This window comes from Bradyrhizobium sp. 2TAF36 (genome assembly GCF_052114925.1).
Taxonomy (GTDB): Bacteria; Pseudomonadota; Alphaproteobacteria; order Rhizobiales; family Xanthobacteraceae; genus Bradyrhizobium; species Bradyrhizobium barranii.
The window spans coordinates 32,057-47,157 of the sequence record NZ_JBFRFR010000016.1; the positions used below are offsets into that span (position 1 = coordinate 32,057).

The window sequence follows — 15,101 nt, forward strand, 5'->3', positions numbered from 1 at the left end:
GGGAGGAGCAGATGAGCGCAAACAGCGGCACGCCGTTCCGCGGCACCGTCGGCAAGACAGTCGCGGAGTCAAAACCCTGGTGGCCGGAGGCGCCAAGGCCGCCCGAGGGCGCGCCGAACATCCTGGTCGTGCTGTTCGACGACGTCGGCTTCTCCGATTTCGGCTGCTATGGCTCGGCAATCAAGACGCCGACTATCGACCGGCTCGCCGCCGAAGGCCTGCGCTACTCAGGATTTCACACCACGGCGATGTGCTCGACGACGCGCGCCGCGCTGCTGACAGGACGCAATCATCACTCGGTCGGCGTCGGCTGCCTTGCCAATTTCGATTCCGGCTATCCCGGCTACCGCGGCAAGATCGCGCGTGAGGCGGGGACGCTGGCCGAGATGCTGCGCGGACATGGCTATCGCAACTACATGGTCGGCAAATGGCACGTCACGCCGCTGACCGAAAGCGGCGCCACCGGCCCGTTCGACGGCTGGCCGCTCGGCCGTGGCTTCGACCGCTTCTACGGCTTCCTCGACGCCGAGACCGACCAGTACGCGCCGGAGCTCGTCTCCGACAACACGCATATCGATCCACCGGGCACGTATGCGGACGGCTATCATCTGACCGAGGATCTGATCGACCAATCGATCCGCTTCATCGGCGACCATGTCGCCGACCGTCCTGACGTTCCCTGGCTCACCTGGGTCGCACTTGGCGCCTGCCACGCGCCGCATCAGGCGCCGGCCGATATCATCATGAGCTATGACGCCGAATTCGCGCACGGCTGGGACGTCGAGCGCGAACGGCGTCTGGCACGCCAGAAGGCGATGGGGCTGGTGCCTGAGGGAACGCGGATGCCGGCGCGCAACGACGGCGTCAAGGCCTGGGAGGAGCACTCGACCGATGAGCGCCGCGTCTTCACCCGCCTGCAGGCGGCCTTCGCCGGCATGCTCGATCATTCCGATCGGCATCTTGCTCGGCTTGTCTCGTTCCTGGAAACGGCCGGCATTCGCGACAACACCGTGATCATCGTGATGTCCGACAACGGCGCGAGCCAGGAGGGCGGGCCGCTCGGCTTCGTCAACGCGATGGGGCCGTTCAACTTCAAGCCGGAGCCGATCGCCGAGAAGCTCAGCCGTATCGACGACATCGGCGGGCCCGACACCCACAGCAATTTCCCGCATGGCTGGGCGATGGCGTCGAACACGCCGCTGCGGCGCTACAAGCAGAACACCCATGGCGGCGGCATCCGCGATCCCTTCGTCATCAACTGGCCGAAGAAGATCGCAGGCAAAGGCGAGCTGCGGCACCAGTTCGTCCACGCCTGCGACCTCACGCCGACGCTGCTCGAGCTGATCGGCATCGAGGCGCCGAACAAGATCGCGGGCTGCCCGCAGATGCCGCTGGAAGGCGAGGGCTTTGCGCGCTCGATCATGGATGCGTCCGTGTCCTCAAAAAGCTCGCCGCAATATTTCGAGATGTTCGGCCATCGCGGCCTCTGGCAGGGCGGCTGGAAGGCGGTCGCCTTCCATCCCTCGGGCACGCCGTTCGAGAACGACAAATGGGAGCTGTTTCATCTCGACCAGGATTTCTCCGAGACCGACGATCTCGCCGCGAAGGAGCCGGAGCGTCTGGCAGCAATGATCGCGACGTGGTGGGCGGAGGCCGAGAAGCACAAGGTTCTGCCGCTCGACGACCGCTTCGGTCCGCGCTTCGCCGAGAACGCCGCGCGCTTCCATGGTGCGCGCCACCATTTCGTCTTCCACGCCGGCATGGGCCACGTGCCGACCGATGTCGCGCCTGACGTGCGCAGCCGCAGCTACACGATCGAGGCGCATGTCGAGATCGAGGAGGGGGGATCCGATGGCGTGCTGATCTCGCATGGCGACGCGACGTCGGGCTACAGCCTCTACGTCAGGGATGGCCATCTCGTGCACGACCTCAACATCGGCGGCAGCCACCAGGTCGTGCGGTCGGACCGCAAGGTGTCGTCAGGCGCGCGGCGGCTCGGTGTGCATGTCGAGCGGCTCGTGCGCAAGGAGCCGCCGGCGAAGGGTTCGCGCACCGGCGTCACCGAATACACGCTGCTGATCGACGGCGAGCCGGCGGGGTCGCTCCAGACCCAGCTCGGCTTCCACACGCTGATCTCGTGGTCCGGCCTCGACATCGGCCGCGACCGCGGCAGCCCCGTGTCGCATTACGAGGCGCCGTTCGAGTTCGAGGGGCGGCTGCTGCGCGTCACCGTGACCATGCACGACGACCAGAAGCTCGACGGCGATGCCGTCGGCAATGCGCAGATGGCGCGGCAGTAGGGGCGGGAGGTTGGGCGGCGAGAACCGGTGTCATGCCCCGCCTAGTGCGCAATCGCGCACGGGGGCGGGGCATCCAGTACGCCGCGGCCTATCGATTGAACCATAAACGTCTCGGAGTACTGGATCGCCCGCCCCAGTGCGCAATTGCGCACAAGGCGGGCGATGACAGTGTGGGCCTTACTTGATCTTGTCGTAGGCCGCTGCGAAATCGCCCAGCGGCATCGGGATCGCGATCGCCTCCTTGGCCATGTTCTGGAAGGAGACCTTCAGCTGCTTGCCCGACCGCAAGGCCGCGAGCAGGTCCGCCGCGATTGGCGTCGAGGCGTAGCAGCCGCGGTTCTCGCAGGTCTGGATCTGAAGATCGAATGTCTTGCCCTCGTCGACCTGGAGCTTGGCGCCGACGGGCAGGTTGAGGCCGAGCGGCAATTGCAGYAGCGCCACCGGCGTGCGGGTGTCGGGCGCGATACGGATGTTGATCAGGACGATGGTCTGGCCGGTCTTGGTCAGCACCGCGTTCTGCTCCATTGCGCATTCGAGCGGCGCGTCGCGGCTGACGCTGGTGCAGCGCACGACCCATCCGGCTTGCTGCGCACCGTCAGCCGGCGGCTGGGTCGGAGCTGGCGCGGGCTGAGCGGCCGGTGCAGGGGAAGCGGCGTTCTTTTTGGCGCTCTGCTGGGCATACGCGCCGCCTGTCGACAGCAGAAGGGCGGCGGCGAGGGCGACAAGTCTGGATTGCATGGACATGGCGAAACCGCGTTGGCGTGAACCGAGGGCCTCGCTGTAGCGTCGCGGAAGCCGCGGTGCAAGCTTACTCGGCGGCCTGCTTGACGGTGCTGTGCTCGGGCGCCTCGTGACCTTTGCCGTCACCCGAACGGCCCCAGCCCGAGAACCAGTTGTTGAGCTCGTCGAGATAGAGATAGACCACCGGGGTGGTGAACAGCGTCAGCGCCTGGCTGACGATCAGGCCGCCGACCATGGCGTAGCCGAGCGGCTGGCGGATCTCGGCGCCGGTGCCGTGGCCGAGCATCAGCGGCACGCCGCCGAGCAGGGCGGCCATCGTCGTCATCATGATCGGCCGGAAGCGCAACAGCGCGGCCTGACGGATCGATTGCTCCGGCGTCTTGTGCTCGTCGCGCTCGGCCGCGATGGCGAAGTCGACCATCATGATGCCGTTCTTCTTCACGATGCCGATCAGGAGAATGATTCCGATCAATGCAATGAGGCTGAAGTCGAAGCCGGCCGCCATCAGGATCAGGAGCGCGCCGACGCCGGCCGAGGGCAGGGTCGACAGAATCGTGATCGGATGGATGTAGCTCTCGTACAGGATGCCGAGGATCAGATAGACCACGACGAGGGCTGCGAGGATCAGCAGCGGCACGGTGCCGAGCGACTGCTGGAACGCCTGCGCGGTGCCCTGGAAGCTCGAATTCAGGGTCGGGGGTGCGCCGAGATCGGCCATCGCCTTCTGCACGGCCTCGGTGGCCTGACCGAGCGCGACGCCCTGGGCGAGGTTGAAGCTGATCGTGATCGCCGGGAACTGGCCCTGGTGGCTGATCGAGAGCGGGCGGACCGGATCAGTGGTCCAGGTCGCAAAGGTCGACAACGGCACCTGGTCGCCGGTCAGCGGCGATTTCAGATAGAGCTTGTTCAGGCTGTCGAGACTGCCCTGCATCTCCGGCAGGATCTCGAGGATCACCTTGTAGGTGTTGAGCTGGGTGAAATACTGCGTGACCTGCCGCTGTCCGAAGGCGTCATACAGCGTGTCGTCGATCAGCTGCGGCTGGATGCCGTAGCGCGATGCGGTGTCGCGGTTGATCTTGAGCTGGACCGTGGTGCCCTGCGTCTGCTGGTCGGTCGCGACGTCGCGCAGTTGCGGCAGCGTCTGCATCTTGGCGAGGATTTTCGGCGCCCAGTCGTTGAGCTCGGTGAGGTCGGCATCCTGTAGCGTGAACTCGAACTGCGTGCGCGTCGGCCGGCCGCCGAGCCGGACGTCCTGGGCCGCCTGCATGTAGAGGCGGGCGCCCGACACCTTCTCGAGTTTGGGGCGCAGCCGGGCAATGATCTCCTGCGCCGACGCGTTGCGCTCGTTGCGCGGCTTCAGCGTGATGAACAAATTGCCGTTGTTGCCGGCGCGGCCGCTGCCGCCGATGTTCATCGCGATCGTGGCGACGTCGGGATCGTCCATCACGATCTTGCCGAGCTCGACCTGGCGCCGCTGCATCTCGGCGAAGGAGATGTCCTGGGACGCTTCCGAGGTCGCGGTGATCAGGCCGACGTCCTGCTGCGGGAAGAAGCCCTTCGGGATCAGGATGAACAGGTAGATCGACAGGCCGAGCGTGGCGAAGAAGATCAGGAGCGTGGTGCGGCGCCAGGCCAGGGCATGATCGAGAACGTACTCGTAGCCGCGCAGCATGCCGTCGAAGGCGCGTTCGCTCCACTGGTAGAACTTGCCGTGGGTCACCTCGCCATGGGCGCGCAGGAAGCGCGAGGCCATCATCGGCGTCAGCGTCAGCGACACGAACATCGAGACGAAGATGGTCATCGCCAGCACGACGGCGAACTCGCGGAACAGGCGTCCTATGATGCCGCCCATCAGCAGCAGCGGGATCAGCACCGCGACCAGCGAGATGCTGATCGAGACGATGGTGAAGCCGATTTCCTTGGAGCCCTTGAAGGCGGCCGCCATCGGCGATTCGCCTTCCTCGATGTAGCGCGTGATGTTCTCGAGCATCACGATGGCGTCGTCGACGACGAATCCGACCGCGATGGTGAGCGCCATCAGCGACAGATTGTCGAGCGAATAGCCAACCACCCACATCAGGGCGCACGCGCCCAGTAGCGCCAGCGGAACCGTGATGGTGGGAATGACCGTCGCCCAGAAGCTGCGCAGGAAGACGAAGATGACCATGACCACGAGGGCAATGGTCAGCAGCAGCGTGAACTGGACGTCCTCGACCGCGGCGCGGATGGTCGTGGTGCGGTCGCTGATCAACTCGATCTTGATCGCGGGCGGAATCGCCGCGACGAGGCGGGGCAGGGTGGCCTTGATCCGGTCGACGGTCTCGATGACGTTGGCGCCCGGCTGCTTGAACACCACCAGGAACACGCCACGCTTGCCGTTGGCCCAGGCTGCCTGCTTGGCGTCCTCGGCGCCGCTCACCGCCTGTCCGATGTCGCGGATTCGAAGCGGACCGCCATTGCGATAGGCGATGACGACGTCGTTCCAGTCCTTGGACTGGGTGAGCTGGTCGTTGGCGTAGATCGTGTAGGCGCGCTTCGGCCCGTCGATATTGCCCTTGGGGCTGTCGACCGTGGTGATCGCGATCTGGCTGCGCACGTCCTCCAGCGACAGGCCCTTGGCGACGAGTTTCGCCGGGTCGATCTGAATGCGGATGGAGGGCTTCTGCTGGCCGCCGATGAAGACCTGCGCGACGCCCGAGAGCTGGCTGATCTGCTGGGCAAGCTGGGCGTCGACGGCATCGCTGACGGTGGTCAGCGGCAGTGTATCGGATGTCGCCGAGAGCAGCAGGATCGGCGCGTCGGCCGGGTTGACCTTGCGGTAGGTCGGCGGCGAGGGCAGGTTCTTCGGCAATTGGCCGCTTGCAGCGTTGATGGCGCCCTGCACGTCGTTGGCGGCGCCGTCGATGCTGCGGTTGAGGTCGAACTGGATGGTGATCGAGGCGGTGCCGAGATAACTCGTCGAGGTCATCTGGGCGATGCCGGGGATCTGGGCGAATTGCCGCTCGAGCGGCTGGGCCACCGACGAGGCCATCGTCTCGGGGCTGCCGCCCGGCAAATTGGCTGTGATCTGGATGGTCGGGAAGTCCACCTGCGGCAGCGGCGCGACCGGCAGCAGGGGATAGGCGACGAGACCGACGAAGAGGATGCCGGCCATCAGCAGCGAGGTGCCGATGGGATAACGGATGAAAGGTGCCGAAATCCCGCCCTCGGTCATTCCTGTCGTACCTTATTCTGGCTCGGATCCGAGCTTGCTACGGCCGTCGAGACGAGGCTTCCGGGCTGGACCTTGAACTGGCCGCCGGTGATCACCTGTTGACCCGGGCTCAAGCCTTCGTCGACGACCGAACGGCCGTCGATGGCGTAGCTGACCTTGATCTTATGCACTTCCGCCTTGTTGTCCTGATTGACGGTATAGGCGTAGAGGCCGTTGGTCGAATGCTGAACCGCGTCATCCGGAACCACGGTCGCGTCCTTCAGGGTGCGTACCAGAAGGCGCGTCGAAACCGACTGGCCCGGCCACAGCGTGTGTTCCTTGTTGTCGAACACCGCCTTGAGCCGAATAGTCCCGCTGGTCGTGTCGACCTGATTGTTGATGACCGCGAGCTTGCCCTCGGCCAGCGTCTTCTTGCCGTCGGTGGTGAACGCGATCACCTTGAGCGCACCGGCCTTCTGGCCTTCGCTGATATAGGGCAGCTGATCTTCCGGCGCGGTGAAGATCACCGAGATCGGCTCGACCTGCGAGATCGTCACGATTCCCGTCTGCGTGGAGGCGTTGACGATGTTGCCAACGTCGACCAGGCGCAGCCCGGCCACGCCGGTGAACGGCGCCTTGATCTGGGTGTAGTCGAGCTGGGTCTGGGCGTTGGAGATGGCGGCTTCGTCGGCGGCGATCTGGGCGGTCAGCTGCGCGACGGTGGAACGCTGGGTGTCGACCCGCTGCGCAGTCGCGAACTCGCCAAGCTTCATGGCGCGCTGGAGCTCGAGATTGGCGTTGGCGAGATTCGCCTCGTCCTGCGCCTTCTTGGCCTTGGCCTGGTCGAGCGTGGCTTGATAGGGCCGGGGATCGATCGAGACCAGAAGGTCGTCCTGCTTGACCATCTGGCCTTCGCTGAAGGCGATCTTGTCGATCTGGCCGTCAACCCGGCTCCGGACCTGTACCGTATTGAAGCCCTGAACCGTGCCGAGACCGGTCAGGTAAACCGGAAAGTCGGCCTTCTGGACCGGCGAAACGCTGACGGGGATGGCGGGCGGACGCGCCGGACCCTTCTGAGCCGTCTGGGCTTTTCCGGCCTCGGGCGAGCCGAATTTCTGCCAGCCATAGTAACCCGCGGAGGCCACGGCCGCGATGATCAGAATCCAGAGGATCGGCCGTGTTTTTTTCATGTCGGCTCGTTGGCTCTTACGCCCAAAACTACGAATTGTGGAGCAATCATAGGGTTCCAGCGCGCTTGTATAATACACGCCAAGTTCCAGTGTAAACAGCACTATCGGTTCGGAATCCTAAACAATTGGAAAGCTTTGCACTGTCTAGGCAGCTCCGTGACACTACGGTGTGCAGTGCTGCATTTTCCCGGCACGAACGATCCGCGCGCAAATCTTGGGCAATGCCCGGAGCCGGTGTGGGCGGCTTGCAGATCTGTCCGCGAGGGCGCCCCGGCTGCGCTGCGAAGTGAGCCGGAAACAACTCCCGTGAGAACGGTTCTAATTCGCCTGCACGGCGTTTCGGTTGTCAGGAAATCCGGCATCGGTCATATCGGCCCCGCCACAACGGGAGCGCAGGATGGACGAACTGAACGGCAAGCTGATCGCGTGCCAGATTCTGATCACGGGACTGATCGCGCGCGTCGCCAACGAGCAGCGCGATCCCTTGCGATTTCTGACCGACTTCCGCGACGAGATCAAAGCCGTCGTTAGCGGCGTCAACATCGCCGGCATGGACAACTCCGATCGTGTGCGTGCCGTCGCGCAGAAAACCGTCGACGAATTGTTCTCGCTGATGAAGCCGCCGAGCAGCGATTGAGAGCGGCGCCGCTGCTCGCGCCTGCGCAGCTCTCGCATGCGCCCATGTTTCCAGATTGAAATCTGCACCGAGTCCGATCTGGATGAATTCAAATGTGCAGGCAGATCAATCGCATTGACCTGCTTTTCTCCGACCGATAGCACCGCCCCATCGTTCGCGTTTCTGCATCGACGAAGCGCATCAGCTCGAAGGTTGATGCGGCACGACGAGATCGCAGCGATCAATGTCCAGATTAGAACGGTTCAAGTTTAGAACCATTTAAAACTGCGGCGCACTCAACCGAGTTTAGAATTGCTTTGAAATGGTCGGATTCAAACGGAGTGTTGCAGAGATCGCGTTGACCCCCATGAACACGCCCGATAGCACCAATGCGTCGCGTTGTCGCAACGCGACCAATGGAAGCATAAGCACTGTGGGGCGTGTGATGGGCATGATGAAGACACCGCGATCGTTGCGTTCGGTCGCGGATCGGAAATCCTTCGGCAACAATTTCGACACTGCGACCGGCAAGACTGTGTCCACGGTCGCCAGTCTGATCGCGGTCGCGACGGTCTCGACCGGCGCACAGGCGCAGCAGACCAATCTGCCCCCCGTGAACGTCGATGCGCCTCAGCAGCGTCCGCGTCCGACCGCTTCGAAGCCCACCGCCGATCAGATTCGCGCGCGCAACGCGCTGCGGCGCGCGGCGCAGCGGCAGCAGGCCGCACAAGCGCCTGTCGCCAATCCGAGCCCTGGTCCTGCCGATCGTGATCCGTACGCAAATCCCGCCGCGCCTTATATGGCCACCCGAGTGCAAGCGTCGGGTAAATTCCCTGAGCCAATCCTCAACACGCCAAAATCGATCACCGTGCTTACAAAGGATGTGCTCGCGGACAAGAACGCCACGACGCTGAAGCAGGCGATCCTGAGCACGGCAGGCGTGACGCTCGGAACGGGTGAGGGCGGCAATGCCTTCGGTGACCGCTTCTTCATTCGCGGCTTCGATGCCCGCAACGACATCTTCATCGACGGCGTGCGCGACGCGGGCGTCAGCGTCCGTGAAAACTTCTTCACCGAGCAGGTCGAAATTCTGCGTGGTCCGGGCTCAACTTTCGCGGGCCGCGGTGTCGCCGGTGGTGCGATCAACATCGTCACCAAGCAGGCGACGACGCAGAACAGTTTCTACAACATGGACACGACGTTTGGCACCGACCAGACCAAGCGTGTGGTGCTCGACGTCAACCAGGTGATCAACCCGACGCTGGCCGTTCGTGCCGGCGGTCTGTTCCAGGACGCCGATGTCGCCGGTCGCGATTTCGTCAAGGATAATCGCAACGGCGCGTTCGTCGCCACGACCTGGAAGCCGACCGACACGATCAGGGTGACCGGGGGTTACATCCACACCGAGTTGACCGGCGTGCCGGACTTCGGCGTGCCCTACTACCGGCCGAGCACGGCGACGACCGCCGGTGGGCCGTTCCCGGACTTCGGCTCCAACCGCAACAACTGGTATGGCCAGATCAACCGCGACTTCTACCGGACCGGCCAGGACATCGGCTCGTTAAACGCGGAAGTGCAGATCACGCCCGACTTGATGGTCAGCAACAAGTTCCGCGTATCTCGTTCGACCCAGAACTATGTCGGAACGCTGCCTGAGCAGCCGGTGATCGCCAACCCGCTTTCGAATTCGACGCTCACGATGAATCCGCAGAGCCGTCTCCAGATCACTGACGTGCTCGCCAACCAGACGGAAGCGACCTACAAGTTCCAGGACTGGGCCGGCTTCAAGCACACCGCGCTGGCCGGGATCGAAGTCGATCGCGAGCGGTCGTCGATCGACAAGTATCTCGGGCTCACCTCGGAAGGGAACGGAGTTCCGATCACTCCAGGCGGCTCGCCGACAGGTGTCAGCGTCTTCTTCCCTCAGGACACGTTCTTGCCCGGGAAGGCGCTCGCACTGGCCGGTCTGCCGGCCAAGATCGGCATCGACACTGTCAGCGGCTACGTCATGGACAGTGCGAACTATCGTGACCTCCTGATCCTCAATGGCGGCTTCCGCTACGACAACTACAACCTCGATACGTCTGCATACGGGGCGGGCAACGCTCTCAAGCAGCAATCGGCAAACTTCCTGATTCCCAACTTCAATCTCGGTTTGACCTTGAAGCCGGCGCCAAACGGCAGCGTGTACGTGGCCTACGCGACCTCAGCGAACCCGGTGGGCGCCGAGTTCGACGGCACCAGCACCGCGTATGGCGGCGTCAATCCCGCTCTGGCCGGCGGCAACAATCAGATCTTCGGGCCGGAGAAGAACACGGCCATCGAACTCGGCACCAAGTGGGAGCTGTTCGACCGCCACCTGCTCCTGACGGCTGCGCTGTTTCAGACCACCAAGGACAATGCGCGCGAGGCACAGAACGTCAATAGTGTGGCCACGGCGTCCGCGTTGGGATGCGTCTATCCCGCCGGCACGACCGGCAACATATCGTGTATCACCGCAGGTTCCGCTTATCGTATTCGCGGCATCGATCTCGGCGTGAGCGGCAAGATCACCGACAAATGGAGTGTGTTCGGCGGCCTCGTCCTGATGCAGTCGGAGGTTACGGCGTCCAACGTGAAGCCCGCGAACATGCCCGCGCCGCTTCTCTACACCACCAATGTCGGGCTTCCTCTGGCCAACGTTGCCCATCAGTCGTTCAGCATGCTGTCGAAGTACCAGTTCAACGATATCTGGGAACTGGGCGGGCAGGCCGTCTACCGCTCGAAGATCTACGGTGGCTCGTTGCTTGCGGCCAACGCAGGCACGTCGCTTCCGAGCTACTGGCGCTTCGATGTGTTCGCGGAAGCCAAGATCAACAAGAACTGGCAGTTGAAGCTGTTCGTGAACAACATCTTCGACAAACGCTACTATGACGCGCTGTACCAGAGCGCCGCGCCCTTCGTGCTGGAAGCACCGGGACGCGCCGCCTATCTGGTGATCTCGGCGCGCTACTGATGGAGTAACGACGAGGTGCCATGCTGACATGCATAGACGGCGTCCTGAGCAAGGATGATGTGGCGGAATTCCGCCGCATCATGGACGCCAGCGAATGGGAAGACGGCCGTTCCACCGCGGGCGCGCAGTCAGCAATGGTCAAGCGCAATGAGCAGTTGCCGCCTGACAGCGAGGTCGCGCGCAAGCTCGGCAACCGCATCATCTCGGCGTTGACGTCGGACCCGCGTTTCCTGGCAGCGGCGATCCCACTGCAGATCTTCCCGCCGCTGTTCAACCGCTATGCGGCGAACAGCGGCCATCATTTCGGGCTGCATGTCGACAATGCGATCCGGGGCGACCGCCTGACCGGCCTTCGCATCCGCACAGACCTGTCGGTCACGCTGTTCCTGGCCGAGCCGGAAGAGTATGACGGTGGCGAACTTGTGATCGAGGACACCTACGGTTCGCACGAAGTGAAGTTGCAAGCCGGGGACTGCGTGCTCTATCCCTCGACCAGCCTCCATCTCGTCACGCCGGTGACGAGGGGGACGCGGGTTGCGTCTTTCTTCTGGCTTCAGAGCATGATACGGGACGATCAAGCCCGGAGCATGATCTTTGACCTCGACACCGCGATACAGGCGCTGGTGGAACGGCTCGGGCGTGACGATCCCGAAACGGTCAAATTGACGGGTATCTATCACAACCTCATTCGCTACTGGGCCGAAGTATGAAGATCATGTCCTTCCAAGCAAGCCTTGCCGCCGCCTTGATGCTGGCGGCCGCCTGGCTCGTATCCCCTGTTTCTGCCCAGACACAGACCCCGCCGGCGGCACCTGCACCGGCACAGGCGACGGCTCAGCCGGCCACCGCCAGCCCGGCTCCGGCTGCCGCTCCGGCGGTGGTGGCGCCCGTGGCGAAGCCCGACGCGGCCGCTATCGCGCCGGCCATGAAGGAGCTGTCGCCCTGGGTGATGTTCATGTCGGCGGACGTCATCGTGAAGGCGGTGATGATCGGGCTTGCCTTCGCATCGCTGATGACCTGGACCGTCCTGATCGCCAAGTCGATCGAGCTGTCGGTCGCGTCCGGCAAGCTTCGTTCGGCACTGAAGAAGATCTCGGAGGCGCGCTCGCTCGCGGAAGCGCAGATGGCGCTCGGCGCCAAGCAGGGCATTCTGCCGTCCTTCCTGGCGGCGGCGCTGCGTGAGGCGCGGATGTCGGCCGGCCTGTCCAGCGATGCCGGCATCAAGGAGCGTGCGGCCTCGAGCTTTTCCGAAATCGTGCGCGCGGAGGCGCGGCGCATCCGCATCGGCATGGGCGTGCTGGCGACCATCGGCTCGACATCACCCTTCGTCGGCCTGTTCGGCACGGTCTGGGGCATCATGAACAGCTTCATCGGCATCTCGAAGTCGCAGACCACGAACCTCGCCGTGGTCGCGCCCGGCATCGCCGAGGCGCTGCTCGCGACCGCGATCGGCCTCGTCGCCGCCATTCCCGCCGTCATCATCTACAACCACTTCTCGCGCGTGACGAAAAGCTATCTCGAGCTCGTCAGCCGTGCCTCGGGCGCAGCGGGGCGGCTGCTCTCGCGCGATCTCGACCGCAGCCACGGCAGCGCGCATTCGCGCGCGGCGGAGTGAACCATGGGCGTTTCGCTCGCAGACAATGATGACGACGACGATTTCGGCGAGACGCATGACATCAACGTCACGCCGTTCATCGACGTCATCCTGGTGCTGCTGATCATCTTCATGGTCGCAGCTCCGCTCTCCACGGTCGACCTGCCGATCGATCTGCCGACCTCGAGCGCGACCCCGCAGAAGAAGCCGGACAAGCCGACCTATCTCAGCATCAAGCCCGATCTGACGCTTGCGATCGGCGAAAACCCGGTCCACCGCGCCGAGTTGATCGGGACCCTCGACGGCCTGTCCGACATGAGCAAGGACAAGTATGTCTTCCTGCGCGCCGATCGCTCGGTGCCGTATGGCGAATTGATGAGTGTCATGGAGCTCTTGCGCTCAGGCGGCTATTCCCGGGTGAAGCTGGTCGCGCTGGAGGGCGCTCCCGGAGCGCCTGCGGCAGGCGCCGGTCAGCCTTAGAGGCGCACGATGTCGGACGAAGCCAGACCATCCCGGAAGCTCTGGATTTTGGCGGCGGTGGCGGCGCTCGCGCTCCATCTGGGCGGTGCCGCGCTCGCCCTGGCCCATCTGCGGACCGATGACGACGATGATGGCCTGGGCGCGTCCGGCGCGGAGTTCGCCGTYGAGATGGCCTCGCCCAAGGCGCCCGAGACCGACCTTCCGCCGGGACCGGACAGCGAAGCGATGCAGGAGCAGCAGGCGCTTCCCGAGCAAAAGGCCGAGACCAAGGAAACCGAGCTTCCAAAGGACCAGTCGCAACCGGTCGACGATCCCGATCGGGTCGTCACCGAAAACATCTCGAAGAAGCCGCAGGACGAGGATCCCAAGATCGCGGCGGTCGAGACACCCGCTGCCGAGGCTTCGCCGCAGTCGGTTGCAACGGCGCGGCAGACACTCGACGAGGACGCGCGCGAGGCCGAGAAGGCCCTGGCGCCGGTGCTTGGCCTCGGCAAAGACATCCTCAGGATCACGACCGACTGGAATCGCAAGATCAGCGCGCACCTCACGGCCCATAAGGTCAACCCTGAGGGCAAGCAGCCCAATAATCAGAAGGTGAAGGTCAGCTTCGCGATCAACCGCAGGGGCAATGTGCTGTCCGTCGACGTCGTGGAGTCATCGGGGGATGTGGCCTACGATGCGGCCGCGCTCTCGATTGTCCGCAAGTCCGATCCCATCCCGCAGCCCCCGGCCGGACTGACCGAAGACCGGTTCGAGCGGACCGTCGACATCATCTTCACGCCGCCGGACGAGAAGAAAAAGAAGAAATCGGCTCAGCGCCAGTAGAGCCGGATCCCGACATAGACCACGACCAGGCAGACGAAGATCAGCGCCACCGGGAGCGGCCGTTTCTGGGCTCCGCTAAACGCCGCCGTGAAGGAGGCCGTCTTCGTCGGTTTCGGAGGCGGGCGGCGGAAAGCGGTAACATTGTCCGCCGCCGGCTCGGGCGGACGGGTGCGGACGTCGGGCGGAGTTCCCGCGCCGCCCATCTCGGCATAGTAGGCCTTGTAGATCGCGCCGATCGTGGCCTCGGTGGCCTCGCCCTCGCTCATCCGCGCCAGTAGGTTCTTGTAGCTGACCAGGAACTTCTGCGCCTCGGCAGGCAGCGCGGAGGCCCCGTTGAGCTTGGCCATCATCTTCCAGGTGGCAAAATCGGCGCGGGCGCGGGTGTCCGCGCGTCGCGCGATCAGCATATCGGCAGCTTTGACCAAGTCGGCCTCGAGCCCTTCGGCTTATGTTCGGGTGTTCTGTTGAACTACGCGTTGCCGGTCAGGAAGAGAACAGCCTGAATCACATAACCGGTCAACGTTCGYAGTATTCCTGAAATAACATCAAGATTTAGACCGAACTGCGAGCCCGCGAGCGGCAGCAGGATCAGAAGACCAATCAGGATCAGCATCCCGAATGGCTCGAGCCGGGCCAGCGGCATGGCGAGGGCCCGAGGCAACAGCCCGACCGCGACGCGCCCGCCGTCGAGCGGCGGGATCGGCATCATGTTGAACACCGCCAGCACCGCGTTGATCACCAGCGCATTCTTGAGGTTGTCGAAGATCCACTGGGCCGAGGCCGCCGGTGCTAGGGGCAGGGCATGCAGGGCAAGAGCCGCCGCGAGCGCCAGCAGGATGTTGGTGGCGGGTCCGGCAAGGGCCACCCAGACCATGTCGAGCCTGGGATGGTTGAGCTTGCGGAAATTGACGGGAACCGGCTTGGCATAGCCGAATAGGAACGGCGAGTGCGCGAACAGCAGCATCGCCGGCAGGATCAGGGTGCCGAACGGATCGATATGCTTGATAGGGTTGAAGCTGACGCGGCCGAGCTGCCAGGCCGTGTTGTCACCGAGACGGTACGCGACGAAAGCGTGCGCGGCCTCGTGGAAGGTGATGGCGAGCAGCAGCGGTAGCACCCATACAGAAAGCTCATAGAGGGAAATGTTCACGGCTCGTCCGTCCCGGT

Annotated in this window: 12 protein-coding genes; 7 read left to right on the forward strand and 5 right to left on the reverse strand. The window is 64.0% G+C overall.

Annotation, left to right across the window (positions count from 1 at the left end):
- Positions 1 to 11: 11 nt before the first annotated feature.
- Complete coding sequence (locus tag AB4Z51_RS11495; RefSeq protein WP_441497423.1) at positions 12 to 2,300, forward strand: arylsulfatase; 2,289 nt, start codon at positions 12 to 14, stop codon at positions 2,298 to 2,300.
- A 177-nt stretch (positions 2,301 to 2,477) separates the two neighbouring features.
- Here the strand turns inward: AB4Z51_RS11495 and AB4Z51_RS11500 are convergent, their stop codons facing one another.
- The 3 genes from AB4Z51_RS11500 to AB4Z51_RS11510 form a co-directional block, all read right to left on the reverse strand.
- Positions 2,478 to 3,044, reverse strand: coding sequence for an invasion associated locus B family protein (locus tag AB4Z51_RS11500; protein ID WP_167767988.1), 567 nt, complete (start codon positions 3,042 to 3,044; stop codon positions 2,478 to 2,480).
- Between the two features lie 64 nt (positions 3,045 to 3,108).
- Positions 3,109 to 6,255, reverse strand: a complete 3,147-nt coding sequence (locus AB4Z51_RS11505; RefSeq protein WP_063983863.1) for a multidrug efflux RND transporter permease subunit — start codon at positions 6,253 to 6,255, stop codon at positions 3,109 to 3,111.
- Positions 6,252 to 7,424, reverse strand: a complete 1,173-nt coding sequence (locus tag AB4Z51_RS11510; RefSeq protein WP_441268283.1) for an efflux RND transporter periplasmic adaptor subunit — start codon at positions 7,422 to 7,424, stop codon at positions 6,252 to 6,254. Before AB4Z51_RS11510 ends, AB4Z51_RS11505 begins: the two co-directional genes overlap by 4 nt.
- Before the next feature lie 397 nt (positions 7,425 to 7,821).
- On the opposite strand from AB4Z51_RS11510, the gene AB4Z51_RS11515 reads away from it, so the two are divergent.
- The 6 genes from AB4Z51_RS11515 to AB4Z51_RS11540 all read left to right on the forward strand — a co-directional run bounded on the left by AB4Z51_RS11515 (position 7,822) and on the right by AB4Z51_RS11540 (position 13,934).
- Positions 7,822 to 8,061: a hypothetical protein gene (locus tag AB4Z51_RS11515; protein ID WP_071914955.1), complete on the forward strand. Its 240-nt coding sequence runs from the start codon at positions 7,822 to 7,824 to the stop codon at positions 8,059 to 8,061.
- A 424-nt stretch (positions 8,062 to 8,485) separates the two neighbouring features.
- Positions 8,486 to 11,035, forward strand: a complete 2,550-nt coding sequence (locus AB4Z51_RS11520) for a TonB-dependent receptor (protein ID WP_354117475.1) — start codon at positions 8,486 to 8,488, stop codon at positions 11,033 to 11,035.
- Positions 11,036 to 11,055: 20 nt separating this feature from the next.
- A complete protein-coding gene (locus AB4Z51_RS11525) occupies positions 11,056 to 11,745 on the forward strand; it encodes a Fe2+-dependent dioxygenase (RefSeq protein WP_441268282.1) in 690 nt (229 codons plus the stop codon).
- On the forward strand, positions 11,742 to 12,650 hold the full coding sequence (gene exbB, locus AB4Z51_RS11530; protein ID WP_063983859.1) for a tonB-system energizer ExbB: 909 nt from the start codon (positions 11,742 to 11,744) through the stop codon (positions 12,648 to 12,650). Before AB4Z51_RS11525 ends, exbB begins: the two co-directional genes overlap by 4 nt.
- 3 nt (positions 12,651 to 12,653) lie before the next feature.
- The gene (gene exbD / locus AB4Z51_RS11535) at positions 12,654 to 13,109 is read left to right on the forward strand and encodes a TonB system transport protein ExbD (RefSeq protein WP_014495997.1); all 456 of its coding nucleotides are present in this window, start codon (positions 12,654 to 12,656) and stop codon (positions 13,107 to 13,109) included.
- 9 nt (positions 13,110 to 13,118) lie between these two features.
- Positions 13,119 to 13,934, forward strand: a complete 816-nt coding sequence (locus AB4Z51_RS11540) for an energy transducer TonB family protein (RefSeq protein ID WP_439034656.1) — start codon at positions 13,119 to 13,121, stop codon at positions 13,932 to 13,934.
- On the opposite strand, the gene AB4Z51_RS11545 is transcribed toward AB4Z51_RS11540, so the two are convergent.
- Positions 13,922 to 14,341 carry a hypothetical protein gene (locus tag AB4Z51_RS11545; RefSeq protein ID WP_441268844.1) on the reverse strand — a complete coding sequence of 140 codons (420 nt, stop codon included), beginning with the start codon at positions 14,339 to 14,341 and terminating at the stop codon, positions 13,922 to 13,924. The two genes, AB4Z51_RS11540 and AB4Z51_RS11545, sit on opposite strands and share 13 nt — an antisense overlap.
- A 62-nt stretch (positions 14,342 to 14,403) precedes the next feature.
- The gene (locus AB4Z51_RS11550) at positions 14,404 to 15,084 is read right to left on the reverse strand and encodes a site-2 protease family protein (protein WP_063983857.1); all 681 of its coding nucleotides are present in this window, start codon (positions 15,082 to 15,084) and stop codon (positions 14,404 to 14,406) included.
- Positions 15,085 to 15,101: the final 17 nt, after the last annotated feature.

Coding starts and splice junctions, on each gene's coding strand:
- AB4Z51_RS11515 (WP_071914955.1), top strand. CDS start 7,822: ATGGACGAACTGAACGGCAAGCTGATCGCGTGCCAGATTCTGATCACG.
- AB4Z51_RS11545 (WP_441268844.1), bottom strand. CDS start 14,341: ATGCTGATCGCGCGACGCGCGGACACCCGCGCCCGCGCCGATTTTGCC.
- exbD (WP_014495997.1), top strand. CDS start 12,654: ATGGGCGTTTCGCTCGCAGACAATGATGACGACGACGATTTCGGCGAG.
- exbB (WP_063983859.1), top strand. CDS start 11,742: ATGAAGATCATGTCCTTCCAAGCAAGCCTTGCCGCCGCCTTGATGCTG.
- AB4Z51_RS11510 (WP_441268283.1), bottom strand. CDS start 7,424: ATGAAAAAAACACGGCCGATCCTCTGGATTCTGATCATCGCGGCCGTG.
- AB4Z51_RS11505 (WP_063983863.1), bottom strand. CDS start 6,255: ATGACCGAGGGCGGGATTTCGGCACCTTTCATCCGTTATCCCATCGGC.
- AB4Z51_RS11525 (WP_441268282.1), top strand. CDS start 11,056: ATGCTGACATGCATAGACGGCGTCCTGAGCAAGGATGATGTGGCGGAA.
- AB4Z51_RS11520 (WP_354117475.1), top strand. CDS start 8,486: ATGGGCATGATGAAGACACCGCGATCGTTGCGTTCGGTCGCGGATCGG.
- AB4Z51_RS11495 (WP_441497423.1), top strand. CDS start 12: ATGAGCGCAAACAGCGGCACGCCGTTCCGCGGCACCGTCGGCAAGACA.